This window comes from Mycobacterium paraseoulense, assembly GCF_010731655.1.
In the GTDB taxonomy this organism is placed as follows: domain Bacteria; phylum Actinomycetota; class Actinomycetes; order Mycobacteriales; family Mycobacteriaceae; genus Mycobacterium; species Mycobacterium paraseoulense.
Map to the genome: position 1 here is coordinate 2,943,003 of NZ_AP022619.1, position 13,846 is coordinate 2,956,848.

Annotated in this window: 11 protein-coding genes and 1 tRNA gene; 3 read left to right on the top strand and 9 right to left on the bottom strand. The window is 69.7% G+C overall.

The features are described from left to right. The first annotated feature begins 9 nt into the window (after positions 1–9). Positions 10–2,574, top strand: coding sequence for a sensor histidine kinase (locus tag G6N51_RS13505; protein WP_083166723.1), 2,565 nt, complete (start codon positions 10–12; stop codon positions 2,572–2,574). After that, positions 2,574–3,254 (top strand): response regulator, encoded by a 681-nt coding sequence (locus G6N51_RS13510; RefSeq protein ID WP_083166726.1) that lies wholly within the window; start codon positions 2,574–2,576, stop codon positions 3,252–3,254. The genes G6N51_RS13505 and G6N51_RS13510 overlap by 1 nt, the downstream gene beginning before the upstream one ends. 144 nt (positions 3,255–3,398) lie before the next feature. Here G6N51_RS13510 and G6N51_RS13515 read toward each other — a convergent pair whose 3' ends face one another. From G6N51_RS13515 to G6N51_RS13555, 9 genes are all read right to left on the bottom strand, one after another. Further along, a complete protein-coding gene (locus tag G6N51_RS13515; RefSeq protein ID WP_083166729.1) occupies positions 3,399–3,689 on the bottom strand; it encodes a hypothetical protein in 291 nt (96 codons plus the stop codon). Between the two features lie 101 nt (positions 3,690–3,790). Further along, positions 3,791–4,735 (bottom strand): Ppx/GppA phosphatase family protein, encoded by a 945-nt coding sequence (locus tag G6N51_RS13520; protein ID WP_083166732.1) that lies wholly within the window; start codon positions 4,733–4,735, stop codon positions 3,791–3,793. Next, the gene (locus G6N51_RS13525; RefSeq protein ID WP_083166735.1) at positions 4,729–5,217 is read right to left on the bottom strand and encodes a DUF501 domain-containing protein; all 489 of its coding nucleotides are present in this window, start codon (positions 5,215–5,217) and stop codon (positions 4,729–4,731) included. The genes G6N51_RS13520 and G6N51_RS13525 overlap by 7 nt, the downstream gene beginning before the upstream one ends. Beyond that, positions 5,210–5,893 carry an FtsB family cell division protein gene (locus G6N51_RS13530; RefSeq protein WP_083166738.1) on the bottom strand — a complete coding sequence of 228 codons (684 nt, stop codon included), beginning with the start codon at positions 5,891–5,893 and terminating at the stop codon, positions 5,210–5,212. Before G6N51_RS13530 ends, G6N51_RS13525 begins: the two co-directional genes overlap by 8 nt. Before the next feature lies 1 nt (position 5,894). Beyond that, entirely contained in the window at positions 5,895–7,184 is a 1,290-nt protein-coding gene (gene eno / locus G6N51_RS13535; protein ID WP_083166741.1) for a phosphopyruvate hydratase, read from the bottom strand. 70 nt (positions 7,185–7,254) lie between these two features. Then, positions 7,255–7,983, bottom strand: a complete 729-nt coding sequence (locus G6N51_RS13540; RefSeq protein ID WP_142274812.1) for a lytic transglycosylase domain-containing protein — start codon at positions 7,981–7,983, stop codon at positions 7,255–7,257. A gap of 104 nt (positions 7,984–8,087) precedes the next feature. Continuing rightward, a complete protein-coding gene (locus tag G6N51_RS13545) occupies positions 8,088–9,107 on the bottom strand; it encodes a nucleoside triphosphate pyrophosphohydrolase (RefSeq protein ID WP_083166747.1) in 1,020 nt (339 codons plus the stop codon). Next, positions 9,104–12,763 carry a transcription-repair coupling factor gene (mfd, locus tag G6N51_RS13550; protein ID WP_083166750.1) on the bottom strand — a complete coding sequence of 1,220 codons (3,660 nt, stop codon included), beginning with the start codon at positions 12,761–12,763 and terminating at the stop codon, positions 9,104–9,106. Before mfd ends, G6N51_RS13545 begins: the two co-directional genes overlap by 4 nt. Positions 12,764–12,912: 149 nt before the next feature. Beyond that, complete coding sequence (locus G6N51_RS13555; RefSeq protein ID WP_141659210.1) at positions 12,913–13,506, bottom strand: TetR/AcrR family transcriptional regulator; 594 nt, start codon at positions 13,504–13,506, stop codon at positions 12,913–12,915. Between the two features lie 169 nt (positions 13,507–13,675). Between G6N51_RS13555 and G6N51_RS13560 the strand changes: the two genes are divergently transcribed. Next, positions 13,676–13,747, top strand: a tRNA-Gln gene (locus tag G6N51_RS13560). Positions 13,748–13,846 lie beyond the last annotated feature (99 nt).

Sequence of the window (13,846 nt, forward strand, 5' to 3'; positions counted from 1 at the left end):
GATGGGGGGATGATGGTTGACGTGAGTGCCGTTGACCACCGCCCCAAGCGCGGCGAGCTGCGGATTTACCTCGGTTCGGCTCCAGGGGTGGGCAAGACGTACGCGATGCTCGGCGAGGCGCATCGCCGGCTGGAACGCGGCACCGACCTGGTGGCCGGCGTGGTCGAGACCCACGGCAGGGCGAAAACCGCTGACCTGCTTGAGGGCATCGAGGTCATTCCGCCCCGCTACATCGACTATCGCGGCAGCACCTTTCCCGAACTCGACGTGCCGGCCGTCCTGGCGCGCAAACCGCAGGTCGTCCTCGTCGACGAGCTCGCCCACACCAACACGCCGGGCAGCAAGAACGCCAAACGCTGGCAGGACGTCGAGGAACTGCTCGACGCCGGGATCACGGTGATCTCCACCGTCAACGTCCAGCACCTGGAAAGCCTCAACGACGTCGTCGCCCAGATCACCGGCATCGAACAAAAAGAGACCATCCCGGATTCCGTCGTTCGGCAGGCCTCGCAGGTCGAGTTGATCGACATCACTCCGGAGGCGTTGCGCCGCAGGCTCTCCCACGGAAACGTGTACACCCCCGAGCGCATCGATGCCGCGCTGTCTAATTACTTTCGCCGCGGAAACCTCACCGCGCTAAGGGAACTGGCGCTGCTGTGGCTGGCCGACCAGGTGGACACGGCGCTCGCCAAATACCGCGCCGAGAACAAGATCACCGACATGTGGGAGGCCCGCGAGCGGGTCGTGGTGGCGGTCACGGGCGGCCCCGAGTCGGAGACGTTGGTACGACGCGCGTCGCGGATCGCGTCGAAGTCCAGCGCCGAGCTGATGGTTGTGCACGTCATCCGTGGCGACGGGCTGGCCGGCCTGTCGGAGGCCCGGATGGCCAAGATCCGGGACCTGGCAACCAGTTTGGACGCGTCGCTGCATACGGTGGTCGGTGACGACGTGCCCGCCGCCCTCCTCGATTTCGCCCGCGAGATGAACGCCACCCAGCTGGTGATCGGCACCTCGCGGCGGTCGCGGTGGACGCGGGTCTTCGAGGAGGGCATCGGCGCGAGGATCGTCGAGCGGTCGGGCAAGATCGACGTGCACCTGGTCACCCACGAGGAGTCCAAACGCGGCTTTCGCGCGGCATCGCTGGGTCCCAACGAGCGGCGGGTGGCGTCATGGCTGGCGGCCGTCATCGTGCCGTCGGCCATCTGCGCGGTCATCGTCAATGCGCTCGACCCGTACCTGGGCACCAGCGGCGACAGCGCACTGTTCTTCGTCGGAGTGCTGCTGGTCGGACTGCTGGGAGGCGTCGCCCCGGCGGTGGCCTCGGCGGTGCTGTCCAGCCTGTTGCTGAACTACTTCTTGACCGCGCCCCGGCACACGTTCACCATCGCCGAACCCGATGCCGCCGTCACCGAACTGGTGCTGCTGCTGGTCGCTGTCGCGGTCGCGGTCCTCGTCGACGGCGCTACCAAACGTACGCGCGAAGCCCGGCGCGCCTCCCAGGAGGCCGAGCTGCTGACGCTCTTCGCCGGCTCGGTCCTGCGCGGAGCCGATCTTGAAACGCTGCTCGAGCGGGTGCGCGAGACCTACTCGCAACGCTCGGTGAGCATGCTGCGCGAACCCGACGAGGAGGACCGCGCCGAGGGCAAGAAGGCCGCCGTCGTCGCCTGCGTGGGCAGGGACCCCTGCGTCACCGTCGCCTCCGCCGACACCGCGATCGAGGTTGGCGACGACGAGTTCTGGATGTTGTTGGCGGGCAGGAAGCTTTCGGCACGCGATCGCCGGGTGCTGAGCGCGGTGGCCAAGCAGGCCGCGGGCCTGATCCGGCAGCGCGAGCTGGCCGAGGAAGCCAGCCGCGCGGAGGCGATCGTGCGGGCCGACGAGTTGCGGCGCTCCCTGCTCTCGGCGGTCAGCCACGACCTGCGTACTCCGCTGGCGGCGGCCAAGGTCGCCGTCTCCAGCCTGCGCGCGGAGGACGTCGCCTTCTCCGCCGCGGACACCGCGGAGCTGCTGGCCACCATCGAGGAATCGATCGATCAGCTTACGGCGCTGGTCGGCAACCTGCTCGATTCGTCGCGCCTGGCCGCCGGTGTGGTGCGCCCGGATCTGCGGCGGGTGTACCTGGAGGAAACGGTGCAGCGTGCGCTGATCAGTATTGGCAAGGGCGCCACCGGTTTCTACCGATCCGCCATCGATCGGGTCAAGGTCGACGTGGGCGACGCCGTGGTGGTGGCTGACGCCGGGCTACTGGAACGCGTGCTTGCCAACCTGATCGACAACGGGCTGCGCTACGCGCCGAACTGTGTGGTGCGGGTCAACGCGGGCCGCGTGGGCAATCGCGTCCTGATCAACGTCATCGACGAGGGGCCCGGCATCCCCCTGCCGGCACAGGAGCAGATCTTCGAAGCGTTTCAGCGCCTCGGCGATCACGACAACACCACGGGGGTGGGTCTGGGCATGTCGGTGGCGCGGGGATTCGTCGAGGCCATGGGCGGCACCATCACCGCCGGTGACACTCCGGGCGGCGGGCTGACCGTGACGGTGGAGTTGGCCGCGCCGGAAATGGTGGGTGCGTGATGACCCGCGTGTTGGTGATCGACGACGAGCCGCAGATCCTGCGCGCGCTGCGCATCAACCTGTCCGTACGGGGCTACGAGGTGATCACCGCGTCGACCGGCGCCGGCGCGCTGCGCGCCGCCGCCGAGCACAAACCCGACGTGGTGATCCTCGACCTGGGTCTGCCCGACATCTCCGGAATCGATGTGCTGGCCGGGCTGCGGGGCTGGCTCACCGCACCGGTGATCGTGTTGTCGGCGCGTACCGATTCGTCCGACAAGGTGGAGGCCCTCGACGCCGGGGCTGACGATTACGTCACGAAACCCTTTGGGATGGACGAGTTTTTGGCTCGGCTGCGGGCGGCTGTCCGCCGCAACACCGCGGCTTCCGAGCTGGAGCAGCCGGTGATCGAGACCGAGGCCTTCACCGTCGACCTGGCCGCCAAGAAGGTCACCAAGAACGGCACCGAAGTCCACCTCACCCCGACCGAGTGGGGGATGCTGGAAGTGCTGGTGCGCAATCGCGGCAAGCTGGTCGGCCGCGAAGAGCTTCTCAAAGAAGTATGGGGACCGGCATATGCCACCGAAACGCATTATCTGCGAGTGTATTTGGCGCAGCTGCGGCGCAAACTCGAGGACGACCCGTCGCATCCCAAGCACTTGCTGACCGAGTCCGGCATGGGTTATCGCTTCGAGGCGTGAGCCAGGGCCACCGTGATTGCACACTCAAGCGCGTCGGCGCCGCCCGTCAACGACCCGCATCGGGCGGGTGATCACATCTGGCACTTGTGCCTCCGCTCCGGAGGAAGCGCCGGTCTGCCCGCCTCACAGCGACAAGAGGTCACCTCACGCAGAGCGGCCTCGTGCCACCTCCCGCAGGCTCAGCACGCGCTGGTGGATTCGGTGCTCGGTGGAACGCGGGATGGACCGCGGCCCGTAACGGCCGCGGCCCACGCGCCGCACCCTGTCTCGGCCCATTTCCCAGCGCAAGGAGTCCGAAATCACCTTTGATGCCCTGCCGCTTACGCGAAAGCCCTGCGCGGTAAGGGCCTCGATCATTTCGCCGATGGTCGCCGGCCCGTTGTGGGCGAGGTGCATCGTCAGCACGTAACGCAATTCGATTCCCCGGAGATTCATCGCCGCACCATCGCATCGGGGTACGACACTCCCCAGTTGTCGCTGTGAGGCGGGCAGATCGTCGATTCCTCCGGCACGGAGGCCAAAGTGGCCCCTGTGACTCACCCCGCGATCGAGAACACGATGCCGTCCAGGATGTCGTGCTCGCTGACGGTCAGCTCGTCGATGCCCGCGCGGGCGCGCAACTCGCGCGCCAACTCCTCGACCACGATCGCGCCGCCGCCGATCACGTCGGCCCGCCCCTCGTGCATCGGCGGAAGCGCCGCACGCTCGGACCGGGTCATGCCGATCAGGCGCTCGCACACCGCCAGCAGGTCACCGCCCGGAACACGCGAAAGGTGAATGGCCGCCGAGTCATACGTCGTCATGTTGTGCGCCAGCGCCGACAGTGTGGTCATCGTCCCGGCCAGCCCGACCCAGGTTCGCGCCCCTTCGACGGGCACCACACCCAGCGCGACCTGCAGACGCTCCCGCACCACCGCGCGGGCCGCGGCCACCTCGTCGGGCGTCGGCGGGTCCGAGTGCAGGCAGCGCTCGGTCAGCCGCACGCAGCCGATGTCCGCCGAGTAGCTCGCCACCACCGACTCCCCGCCGACCACGATCTCGGTAGAGCCACCGCCCAGGTCGACCACGACGAATGGCCCGGCGGCGGAGTCTAATTCGCCGACGGCCCCGCGGAACGACAGCGAGGCCTCCTCGGCGCCGGTGATCACCTCGGCCACCGCGCCGGGCACCGCCGCGCCCAGCACGTCGGCCGTCATCGCGAAGAAGACGTCGCGATTGGCGACGTCACGAGCGGCCGACGTGGCAACCATCCGCACCCGCTCGACGCCGTGCCGCTTCAGCAGACCGGCGTAGTCGCTGAGCGCCTCCCGGGTCCGCGCGATCGCCTCCGGCGCGAACTGACCCGTCGCGTCCACACCCTGACCCAGCCGCACGATCCGGGTCTCTCGATGCACGTCGCGGAGCCGGCCGTCGCTCACATCGGCGATCAGCAACCGAATCGAGTTGGTGCCGCAGTCGATTCCGGCGCGCCTGCTCACCATTGCCCGGCCACCAGGATGCCGGCCATGGCGGGCTCGGGCGCCAGGATCGCCACCGCCTCGTCGCCGAGCGGGTTGCAACCCGGCCCCTTGGCCAGCGAGTGCGCGATCAGCACGTGCAGGCACTTGACCCGATCCGGCATCCCGCCACCGGAAAACGTCGTCCCCAGCGGCTCGATCGCGTCCCGTTCGGCCAGGTACGACTCGTGGGCCCGCCGGTACGCCGCCGCCAATTCGGGGTCGTGCCGCAGCCGCTCGGACATCTCGCGCATCAGCCCCGTCGTCTCCAGCCGGCTCGCGGCGGCGGTCAACACCGGATGGGTCAGGTAGTACAACGTCGGAAACGGCGTCCCGTCAGGGAGTTTCGGCGCGGTCTTCACCACACCGGGCTCACCGTTGGGGCAGCGGTAGGCGATCTCGAGCACGCCGCGCGGCTCGCGTCCGAGCTGACGCGCCACCGCCTCGAGGTCGGCACGATCAACCACCGGGCGCCGTGGGGTTCGGTGCGGCCGGCGCAGACCCGGCCGGGCCCGGTTCCGTCGGCGGGGGTCCCGGCGACGGCACATTGGCCGGCGGCAGGTGCGGTGTGTCGGCGATGGTGTGCCACAAGGAGGTGTACCAGGGGTCGGTGTTGGCGGGTTTGACCGCCTGGCCCCCCGGCTCGGACGGCGTGGCCGCCGACGGTGGAAGCTGAACCTGGAACGGGATGTCGCCCGGCTTCACGAAACCGAGCCGCTCGCGGGCCTGCGCCGCGATGTAGGCCGGGTCACCGAGTTTGGCCTTTCTCTGTTCCAGGTCGGCGATCTGGCGGCGCAGCGCCGCCTCGCTCGCGGTCAACTGATTCATCTCGGTGCGCTGCGCGAAGTAGGTCCGCACCGGCCCGGCGATGGTCAGCGTCAACACGCACACGACCGCGGCCAGTACCGCCGCCCGCCGCGCGGTGAATCCGAGCCGCTGCTCGGACCGCTGCTCGACGGACTCGGCGACCTGCCGCTTGATCGGCTCGACCACGTGCTCGAACGACGACCGCGCGCCGGCCTGCTTCGCGGTTGGGGACGGCTTGGAGGACGGCTTGGCAGTGCGGCGGCGCCGAACCGGATCCCCGGCCTTCCCCGGACGCGATGCCGGGGAGCGCCGTTTGGGATCCGGCTTGGCGGGCAAGCTATTTGGCCTCCGGCGCATACCGCGGGAACGCCAGATCACCGGCGTAACGGGCGGCGTCGCCGAGCGCCTCTTCGATCCGCAACAGCTGGTTGTACTTCGCGACACGCTCGCTGCGGGCGGGCGCACCGGTCTTGATCTGCCCGCTACCGACGGCCACCGCCAAATCGGCGATCGTGGTGTCTTCCGTTTCGCCGCTGCGATGGCTGATCATGGTCCGGTACCCGCTGTGGTGGGCGAGCGCGACGGCATCGAGCGTCTCGGTCAGCGTGCCGATCTGATTCACCTTGACCAGCAACGCGTTTGCGACGCCCTTCTCGATGCCTTCCTCGAGGCGCTCGGGATTGGTGACGAAGATGTCGTCGCCGACGATCTGCACCTTGTCGCCGATCGACGCGGTCAGCGCCGCCCAACCATCCCAATCGTCCTCGGACAGCGGGTCTTCGATCGACACCAGCGGGTAGGAGCCCAGCAGCCCGGCGTAGAACTCCGCCATCTGCTCGGCGCTGCGGGTGCTGCCCTCGAAGGCGTATCCGGTACCGTCGGTGTAGAACTCGGTGGCCGCGGCATCCAGGGCCAACGCCACATCGACGCCCAGCTTGAAACCGGCCGACTCGATGGCCCGGCCGATCAGGTCCAGCGCCGCGGTGGTGCCGGCCACGTCGGGCGCGAAACCGCCCTCATCCCCCAGGCCGGTGCTCAGCCCCTCCTTCTTCAGCACCGACTTGAGCGAGTGGTACACCTCGGCGCCCCAGCGCAGCGCTTCAGCGAAGCTGGGCGCGCCGATCGGTGCCACCATGAATTCCTGGATGTCGACGGCGGTGTCGGCGTGCGCTCCGCCGTTGAGGATGTTCATCATCGGCACCGGCAGGATGTGCGCGTTCGGGCCGCCGATGTAGCGGAACAGCGGCAGCTCGGCGGAGTCGGCGGCGGCCTTGGCGACGGCCAGCGACACGCCCAGGATCGCGTTGCCGCCCAGCCGGGACTTGTCGGGGGTGCCGTCGAGGTCGACCAGCGCCTGATCCACCAACCGCTGGTCGTCGGCGTTGAGCCCGATCACCGCCGGACCGATCTCGTCGAGGACGGCCTGCACGGCCTTGTGCACGCCCTTGCCGCCGTAACGCTCACCACCGTCGCGCAACTCGACGGCCTCGTGCTCACCGGTCGACGCGCCGGAAGGCACCGCCGCGCGGGCAAACGTCCCGTCGATCAGGGCGATCTCGACCTCGACCGTCGGGTTGCCGCGGGAATCGAGGATCTCGCGGGCCCCGACCTGCTCGATAATCGGCACTGAGTTTCTCCTTGTGTTCCGTAGCGGGTGCCGGCCTCGCCGCCGTTAGCGTAGAGCCTGATACATCCTGCTACAGCGGGTGACCCGCCGCATAAGCGGTCGCCCAGTCGCGCACCGCTCGCGCATAGACTCCGGAGTTGTTGTAGGCCCGCAGCGCGGTGATCCAGCCGCGCGGTGTCGCCAGATCCTTTCCCCGCCAACACAGGTAACCGGCCGCCGCGAGCGCCGCGTCGTCGATGTTGTCCGGGCTGACGCGCCCGTCGTTGTGAGCGTCGACACCGTACAACCGCCAGGTCTCGGGGATGAACTGCATCGGCCCCATGGCCCGCACCACCCCGTCGTCGTCCGTCATCTGTTCCTCGCTGTCGACGATGCGCAGGGTGCCCCCGCTGCCGTCGAGGCGGACACCGCGGATCGGGGGGCTCACATCCCCGTTGGGGGCCAGCCGCGCGCCGCGGTAGGTGCCGTGGTGGCTCTCGACCTGCCCGATGGCCGCCAACGTGGTCCACGCGATGTGGCACTTCGGGTTCTCGACCTCGGCGACCCGCGCGGCGTACGCGTAGGCCTCCAGCGCGATCACGGGGATCTCCAGCGTCGCCGACCGCTGTTCGGCCCAGCCCCGCAGCTGGTCCGCGGGCCGGCCGCTGGCGTGCGTGTCCACTGGCGGCACCGGAGCCCCCGCGGGCGGCGGGACGCCCTCGGGAATGAACAGGCTGAGCTGCCACGTGCAGCTGGAGGCCAGCAGCATCGCGGTCGCGCCGATCACGGCGGCCGCGCGCAACCAACGCCTCGGCGACACCATGCTGCTTGCAGCTCCCTCAGACTCCCCTGCGCCAACTTCCGCACCACCATCGTCCCATGGGTTCCGGTGTTGCCCGGCTGCGTTGGGGCTCCGGCGCACAATCAGGCGTCGTCGGCGGCGTCGTTCACCGCGACCTCGTCGACCACTTCCTCCACCACACCGGCCCCGTCCGCGCCGGCCCGGTTCGACGGCCAATGCTCACGCCACTCGTCCTCCGAGACCTCCCCGAGCGGGGCCACGTCGAATTCCTCCGGGACGCCGGCGCCGCGGCGCGTCGCGGCGATCGCCCGCTCGACCTCGCGGACCGTGTCCACGAACTCCAGCACCGCCGTGCGCAGCGCGCCTTCCGCGTCACCGCCGGCCGACACGGAAATAGCGGTGATGTCGGCGGGGATCAGGTCGGCGGGCAGGCCGGCCTTCGCGGCGCGTTCAATCACTTTCTGCGCCAACGCGAGTGCCGGTTGCCCGGTGTGCACCTCGTCCATCACCGATTTCCTCGGCTTTTCGGCCGCCTTGCGCTCTTCCCACTGGGCCAGCTGCTCTTCCAGCGAAATGGTCTGCCCCGCAAGCACACCTGGAACCCGGTTGCCCAACTTCCGCATCAGCGTGAGGGCGACATCGTCGATGGTGAAGGGAAGCTGCGGGGCGTCCTCGGCGATGCGCGCGTGAAAGAGCACCTGCAGCAACACGTCACCGAGTTCTTCACGCAACTGGTCGGCGCTGCCGCTGCGCACCGCATCCAACAGTTCGTACGTCTCCTCCAGCAGGAACCGGCGCAACGAGTCGTGGGTTTGCTCACTCTCCCAGGGCCCGGCGGTGCGCAGCTTGTCCATCATCGCGACCACGTCGACCAGTCGTTCGCCACGCGGCGTCTCCGGCGCGGCGATCAACCGGGCGCCCGCGGACAGCCGTGCGGTCACGGCGGGATGGTCGGGGTCCGACGACAGCAACACCGGCGCTGGGTCATCGGGGTCCCCGGCATGCACCGGACGCGCGGCGGGCAGCGACCACGGCACCGCGACGGGCATCTCCTCGGTGTACTGCACCTCACCGCCGAGGTGCTCGATGGCCTCGACGGGCACCAGCGACGGGCGACGCGGGTCGCACAAGACGACGATCATCGCGCTTGTCGCTCCTCACTGGTCGCAGGTCCTGAGCTCGTTATACCAACGTCCGTCTGGGGTTTACCTTGCAGCGCGGTGACCAGATTGGCCACCATCTGCACCAGCTCGACGTCGCGGATGCGGGCCGCGCCGACCCCGCCCGCCCGCGGAATGGGCACCTGCACGGTGGAGGTCGTGGCGCGATAGCTCGCGGCCGGATACATCCGCTTGAGCCGCACCTGGGCCGAATCGGGCAGCGTCATGGGCGACAGCCGCACGGTCGCCGCCGACGGCGCCGACACCTCGGTGATGCCCGCGGCGCGGCACAGCAGCCGCAACCGCGCGACCGCCACCAGGCGCAATGCCGGTTCGGGTAGCGCGCCGTAGCGGTCGACGAGTTCCTCCACCACGGCGTCGACGGCCGCGTCGTCCGCCGCCGCGGCCAGCCGCCGGTATGCCTCCAGCCGCAGCCGGTCGCTGGCGATGTAGTCCGGCGGCAGGTGGGCGTCCACCGGCAGGTCGATGCGCACGTCCTTGGGCTCCTCGGCGGTGGTCACCGTCTGCCCGTCGGCCGCGGCCCGGTATGCCTCCACCGCCTCGCCCACCAGCCGCACGTACAGGTCGAAGCCGACCCCGGCGACGTGCCCGGACTGCTCGACGCCCAGGACGTTGCCCGCCCCGCGGATCTCGAGGTCCTTGAGCGCCACCGCCATGCCCGCGCCCAACTCGTTGTTCTGCGCGATGGTCGCCAACCGGTCGTAGGCCGTCTCGGTCAGCGGCGCGTGCGGGGGATACAGGAAATAGGCGTAACCGCGCTCGCGGCTGCGCCCGACCCGGCCGCGCAGCTGGTGCAGCTGGGACAGGCCGAAGGTGTCGGCGCGCTCGACGATCAGCGTGTTGGCGTTGGAGATGTCCAGGCCGGTCTCCACGATCGTGGTGCACACCAGGATGTCGTACTCGCGGTTCCAGAAGCCCTGCACGGTGCGCTCCAGCCGCTCCTCGGGCATCTGCCCGTGCGCGACGACGACCCGCGCCTCGGGGAGCAGCTCGCGGACCCGGGCCGCGGCCCGGTCGATGGAGCTGACCCGGTTGTGCACGTAGAACGCCTGGCCGTCGCGCAGCAACTCGCGCCGCAGCGCGGCGGCGACCTGCTTGTCGTCCTGTGGGCCGACGTAGGTCAGCACGGGGTAGCGCTCCTCGGGCGGGGTCAGGATCGTCGACATCTCGCGGATCCCGGCCAGGCTCATCTCCAGCGTGCGCGGGATCGGGGTGGCGCTCATCGTCAGCACGTCGACGTGGGTACGCAGCGACTTGATGTGCTCCTTGTGCTCGACGCCGAACCGCTGCTCCTCGTCGACCACGACCAGGCCCAGGTCCTTCCAGCGCACCCCGGTCTGCAGCAGCCGGTGCGTGCCGATCACGACGTCCACCGAGCCGTCGGCCAGGCCCTCGATCACGGCGCGCGACTCCGCGTTGTCGGTGAACCGGGACAGCCCCTTGACGGTCACCGGGAAGCCGGCCATCCGGTCGGTGAAGGTCTGCAGGTGCTGGTCGGCCAGCAGCGTGGTGGGCACCAGCACGGCGACCTGCTTGCCGTCCTGCACCGCCTTGAACGCCGCCCGCACCGCGATCTCGGTCTTGCCGTAGCCGACGTCGCCGCAGATCACCCGGTCCATCGGGATCGGCTTCTCCATGTCGGCCTTGACCTCGGTGATGGCGGTGAGCTGGTCGACGGTCTCGGTGAAGCCGAACGCGTCCTCCATCTCGGCCTGCCAGGGGGTGTCCGGCCCGAACGCGTGCCCGGGGCTGGCCTGCCGCTTGGCGTACAGCGACACCAGCTCGCCGGCGATCTCGCGCACGGCGCGGCGGGCCTTGGTCTTGGTGTTGGCCCAGTCGCTGCCGCCCAGTTTGGAGAGCGCGGGCGCCTGCCCGCCGACGTACCGCGACAGCTGGTCCAGCGAATCCATCGGGACGTAGAGCTTGTCCGAGCCGCCGCCCCGCTTGCTCGACGCGTATTCCAGGACCAGGTACTCGCGCCGCGCTCCGCCGACCGTGCGCTCGACCATCTCCACGAACCGGCCGATGCCGTGCTGGTCGTGCACCACCAGGTCGCCGGCCGTGAGCGCCAACGGGTCGACGGTGTTGCGCCGCTTGGCCGCCAGCCGCTTGCCCTCGACGGCGGTGGCCCGGCTGCCGGTCAGGTCGGTCTCGGTGATGACGACCAGGTTGGCGCCGGGGATGACGACGCCGTCGTGCAGCGGACCCTTGAGCACGCTGACGATCCCCGGCTTGAGCGTGGTGTCCGCCGCGTCCGGTTCCAGCATGGCGGCGGGGGTGTCGGAATCGGCGAGCCGCTCGACGACCCGGTGGGCGGTCCCGGCGCCCGGGGCGACGACGGCCGCGTAGCCGCCGGTCGAGACGTGCGCGCGCAGCATCGCGAAGATGCCGTCGATGTCCTGCTGGTGCCCGCGGGCCGAAGGCGCCGCCCGGACCTCGAGCTCCACCGCCGACTCGTCGGACAACTGGCTCAGCGTCCACCACGGGTGACCGGCTTTCGCCGCCGCGGCGCGCACGTCTTCCAGCTCGGCGAACCCCGATCCCCCGAATTGCGCCACGTCGACGGGCGCGTCGGTGCCGAGGGCGGCGACCGACCAGGACGCCTCGAGGAATTCGCTGCCCGTCTTGATCAGGTCGGCGGCACGGGTGCGCACCTTCTCGGGGTCGCACAGCAGCACCGGCGTGCCCTCGGCCAGTTGGTCGGTCAGCAGCACGTGTTCGCCGGGCCGCAGCACCGGCAGCAGCGCCTCCATGCCGTCGACCGCGATGCCCTCGCCCAGCTTGGCCAGCATGCCGGTGACGCTGCCGGTGACGGCGGGCTCGGCGCCGGAGTGCCGGGCGGCCAGCGCGGCGGCCCGTTCCCGCACGTCGTCGGTCAACAGCAGTTCGCGGCAGGCCACCGCGATCACCGTCTCGACCTCGATCTCGGGGATGGAGCGCTGGTCGGCGACGGCGAACATCCGCATCTCGCTGACCTCGTCGCCCCAGAACTCGACGCGCACCGGGTGCTCGGCGGTCGGCGGGAAGACGTCGAGAATGCCGCCGCGGACGGCGAACTCGCCGCGCCGGCCGACCATGTCCACCCGGCTGTAGGCCAGCTCGACCAGCCGGGCGATGACGTCTTCGAAGGCGATCTCCTCACCGACGCTCAACGTGACCGGTTCGACGTGGCCCAGCCGCGGCGTCATCGGCTGCAGCAGCGAGCGAACGGCCGTCACCACCACCCGCAACGGCGGACCCAACCGCGCATCGTCGGGGTGGGCCAGCCGGCGCAGCACCGTCAACCGGGCGCCGACGGTGTCGACGCCCGGCGAGAGCCGCTCGTGCGGCAGCGTCTCCCAGGACGGAAACGCCGCGACGGCATCGCCGAAGACGCCGCGCAGTTCGGCGGTCAGGTCATCGGCTTCACGCCCCGTCGCGGTGACTACCAGCAGAGGCCCCAACCGCGTCAGCGCACTGGCGACGAACAAGCGTGCGCTGGCTGGACCCACCAGGTGCAGCTCGGCCGGCCGCTCCGCCGCGCTCTCGATCAACTGCTGGAAGGTCGGCGCGGTGAGCGCCAATTCAACGAGCCCCGCGATCGGGGGTTCTGGGCGAGCAGGCCCCGGTGCGGTCATGATGAATCCATTCTAGGGGCGCCAAGATTGGTCAATATCGAGCCCGGCGCCGTCAAGGGATCGCACGGAAGACGGCCAGCCGACCGCGGCGGGCGCGCCTTGGATTCATGACACTGGCGGCGACCCCGCGGTTCGATCCCGCGCCGCGGCTAGCCGTCCTGCAGCCTGGGGTCGGCTTCCAGGTGGGTCAGCCCGTTCCACATCAGGTTGACCAGGTGCGCGGCGACCACCTCTTTCTTGGGCTCGCGCGTGTCGAGCCACCACTGCGCCGTCATCGACACCGAGCCCACCAGCGCCTGGGCGTACAGCGGGGCCAGCTCCGGATCCAGACCACGACGGGCGAAGTCGCCGGCGAGGATGGAGCTGACCTGGCTGACGGCGTCGTTGAGCAGGCTGGAGTAGGTGCCCGAGCTGATCGCGGCGGGCGAGTCGCGGATCATGATGCGGAACCCGTCGGTGCGCTCTTCGACGTAGGTGAGCAACGCCAGCGCGACCCGCTCAACCCGGACGCGCGACCGGTTGTTGGTCAGCGACGAGGTGATGCCGTCAAGCAGCGCCGACATCTCGCGGTCGACGACCACGGCGTACAGCCCCTCCTTGCCACCGAAATGTTCGTAGACGACCGGCTTGGACACGTTGGCGCGCAACGCGATCTCCTCGATCGAGGTGCCCTCGTAACCGCGTTCGGCGAACAGCGAACGCGCGATGCCGATGAGTTGCTGTCGGCGCTCGCTCCCGGTCATCCGCGCGCGCGGCGCGCGGACCTCCTTGTCCGGCTCCTTATCGAGAACAGCCACGTCAATCAGCGTATAGCGTCGCGCGCGCCGAACCGGCCGTCTTTCCCTTGACGCCGCGATCGGCCCGCACACCGTCTAAAGTCTCTTGGTGGCGCGGGGCCTACGGGGCTTGCGATCCGTCGTGGTGTAATCGGCAGCACATCAGATTTTGGTTCTGAGAGTTCAGGTTCGAGTCCTGGCGACGGAGCCCGAAAAGGCGCGAGCTCTTTGCTTCGGGCGTGCATGAAGTGCCACGCTTGACGGCGTGTCGTCGTGCCAACGCGCACGCCGGGGTTGAGGAGAGTTG

Coding starts and splice junctions, on each gene's coding strand:
- G6N51_RS13505 (WP_083166723.1), top strand. CDS start 10: ATGATGGTTGACGTGAGTGCCGTTGACCACCGCCCCAAGCGCGGCGAG.
- G6N51_RS13510 (WP_083166726.1), top strand. CDS start 2,574: ATGACCCGCGTGTTGGTGATCGACGACGAGCCGCAGATCCTGCGCGCG.
- G6N51_RS13515 (WP_083166729.1), bottom strand. CDS start 3,689: ATGAATCTCCGGGGAATCGAATTGCGTTACGTGCTGACGATGCACCTC.
- G6N51_RS13520 (WP_083166732.1), bottom strand. CDS start 4,735: ATGGTGAGCAGGCGCGCCGGAATCGACTGCGGCACCAACTCGATTCGG.
- G6N51_RS13545 (WP_083166747.1), bottom strand. CDS start 9,107: ATGATCGTCGTCTTGTGCGACCCGCGTCGCCCGTCGCTGGTGCCCGTC.
- mfd (WP_083166750.1), bottom strand. CDS start 12,763: ATGACCGCACCGGGGCCTGCTCGCCCAGAACCCCCGATCGCGGGGCTC.
- G6N51_RS13555 (WP_141659210.1), bottom strand. CDS start 13,506: ATGACCGGGAGCGAGCGCCGACAGCAACTCATCGGCATCGCGCGTTCG.